The sequence below is a fragment of the Nostoc sp. genome, assembly GCF_036917455.1.
Lineage (GTDB): Bacteria > Cyanobacteriota > Cyanobacteriia > Cyanobacteriales > Nostocaceae > Nostoc.
Genome location: NZ_JBALDK010000032.1, coordinates 1 through 2,774 on the forward strand (window position 1 = coordinate 1; position 2,774 = coordinate 2,774).

Below are 2,774 nucleotides of genomic sequence, written 5' to 3' on the forward strand. Positions count from 1 at the left end.
CTACTGATTAGAGAATTAGGTGTTATAAAGTATTAAAACATATAAGTATTTCAGCGATCGCTCTTTGGAGAAAAACTTTTTGGTTTACTGATAATTAGTCTAGGACGGCGGCCTGGTTTCTTTTTCTTCTGAGTATCAGCTTTAACTACACCAACCATTAACTCAAAGGTTTTACGGCTTACTCCAGTCATGCGCTTAAATTTTATCGCACTCAGGTGTTTAGCTTTCTGTATTTTCACTTCTCCTTAAAGTCCTAATCGTAAATTGCTAAGTTTTTAATTATACCACAAAACACTTTTGCAAGAGTTCTGTGGTTCAAAAATGTTAGGTAGGTAAATCCACCATCTGTCGTACATTCCCCTGAACACCACCTACACCTTGAGTAAACTGACGATCTTGCTGGCGTACCAACATCTGCATTCCATATTTAGGATAAAGAACTGGAATTCCACTACTACGAGCTATAGGATACCGAGAGCTAAATTCCAGACGATACTCTTGTAACAGCATCGCCAAAATAATTTTAATTTCCATCATTGCAAATCCAGCACCAATACATAGACGAGTTCCAGCACTAAATGGGTTATATTCAAATATTGTTGGTTCAAAATTCTCCCATCTCTGTGGGTTAAATTTCTCAGGTTGCAAATAGATTTCTGGCATACGATGGGTTTTATATATACTCACAAAAACTTCTGTTCCTATAGGCAATTCATAGTTTTCCAATTGTGTTAATTGAGAGGTAACACGCAGGTTCCAGGGAACAGAAGGTAAAATACGCATACTTTCCTTAATGACTCGCTCTAATAGAGGTAACTGATGTAACTGCTCAATAGTAGGTGCTTCTCCCTGCAATACGCTTTGCAATTCATCAACGAGATCAGCATTTATGTTCGGATGCTGTGACAGTAGAAATAATGTCCAAGTGAGGGCGTTAGCACTGGTTCCATGTGCTGCTGAAAAAATTGCAGATGTGTGTCCTAGCAACTCATCTTCTGTCAGTGTTAAGCCACTATCCGCATCCTGTGATTCGATTAACATTGAGAGTACATCACTATCATTAACACCACTGGCTTGTTTAGTACGAATTATGGTGCGTATTTTCTCATCTAATTTGGCGATTAAATTCAGATAACGTTGAAAGGGTAATCCTGGCAAATCTACAGGAAACAGGCGCAGTAGAGGATTATTTTGTAAGGCTAAAGCTTTTTGTAATGTATCAGTTACTTGTAATACGTCATCCTTTTTACCATCTCCTTCGCCTAGATCACTACCAAGTAAGGTCTTAGCAGTTATTCGCAGCGTTAACATCCTCATCACTTGAGCTATATCAGTGGGTTGGTCAACTGGTAATTTCTCTAGTAGTAATTGGCTAATAGCAACCATATCATCCCGATAAGTATCGATTCGCTGTTTGTGAAAAGCGGGCATCAACAACTTACGGTGTTGACGATGAGTTTGACCATTTACACCAAATAGCCCTACCAAAAAATGCTTGAGTGGTTCGGTACGTGGAGAATCATTGCGTTTACGATACAACGTTCCAGATAGCGGATACTTACTGTAAACATCAAGTTGGCTAATAGCTTGACGCATAGATTCTGGACCGTAAGTAAATACCGTTCCAGGACAGTTAAGTAGTGGAGAGTATATATTAGTCCCACCACCGGCTGATAAAGAAACAACATTACCATAAGTTTTAAAGAGTTGGTCTGTATATCCAATAGAGTCTTTAACTAACTTAACCACTGAAGCTCGGTTTCCAAAAATGGGCAAAGGATTAGACCCAGGTATATTCCATTTTGTTGAAGTCATTGTAGGAATCATTTTTTGCAAGTTCATTTATTAGTACCAAATTAAATAAACGTTTCCATCCTGAGTTCCAGGATTACTAGTAACCGCTCATTCCTCAGAGCAGTAGATGAAGAACAAGGGTAACATTGATAAATTCAATCTGAACTCATCGACAAGTACCAAATTTATCACGTCAATTTTATCTACCTAGCAGGGATGGATTTTTCTTCATGCTTCATAGACCAAAGTTATGTTTTATGGCAAAGTTTATTAATATTTCTAAAGCACCTTCAGTGATTTTTGGACAATAAAGCTGATTATGATTCATCACATTTTTTAAATTTGATGAATCAAAAAGCATTGGTTCAGAATTTATATATCCATGAAATAATTTACCGACCGTCCTATAATAAAATTCTTCATACTTATTTTGATTTTTCGGTATTTTTTCAACTACAGTAATGCCTTCAAAATTAAACCATTTTAAAGGAGATAAAAAATAAAGTAAATGGGATGTTTCTTGAGAATTTACTAAATGATAGCTTTCTCCATCATCATTTTGAATACATAATTGATACATCATTTTAGCAGCATAGTCTACTGGCACAATATTCAAACCACTAGTTCTATTTATGCATACTTTCATAGGAATATTAGAACTACTATAATAGTCAATATATCTATTCTGTTTGTTTAATCTCTGACGCAAGAAAAATGATATCAATTGATAGAAAACGTCAAATTTATTTGTGTATCCAGATGGATTTTCTATTAAACGTCCGCAAATAGTAGAAGGTCTACAATAACGAAATTTAATATTTGAATTTTTGGCAAATTGGCGAACTAGCAATTCACCTTGTAATTTGGTTCTCTCATAAGGATTTCTAAATGTTCCATTTATATTTAAGTAATCAGGTAGTATATTTCCTGTGGCGTTTCCGCAGGCATATGCTGAACCAACATATACAAACTCTTGAACA

Annotated in this window: 2 protein-coding genes and 1 pseudogene; all 3 read right to left on the minus strand. The window is 35.8% G+C overall.

The genetic code is table 11. The features are described from left to right. Nucleotides 1–89 precede the first annotated feature (89 nt). Nucleotides 90–239, minus strand: a pseudogene (locus V7K42_RS03340) (IS5/IS1182 family transposase); the annotation flags it as partial. An 85-nt stretch (nucleotides 240–324) separates the two neighbouring features. Further along, entirely contained in the window at nucleotides 325–1,815 is a 1,491-nt protein-coding gene (locus tag V7K42_RS03345; protein WP_334913523.1) for a cytochrome P450, read from the minus strand. 214 nt (nucleotides 1,816–2,029) lie between these two features. Continuing rightward, nucleotides 2,030–2,774, minus strand: a 745-nt coding sequence (locus V7K42_RS03350) for an SDR family oxidoreductase (RefSeq protein ID WP_334913525.1), incomplete at its 5' end; no start/stop codon positions are given.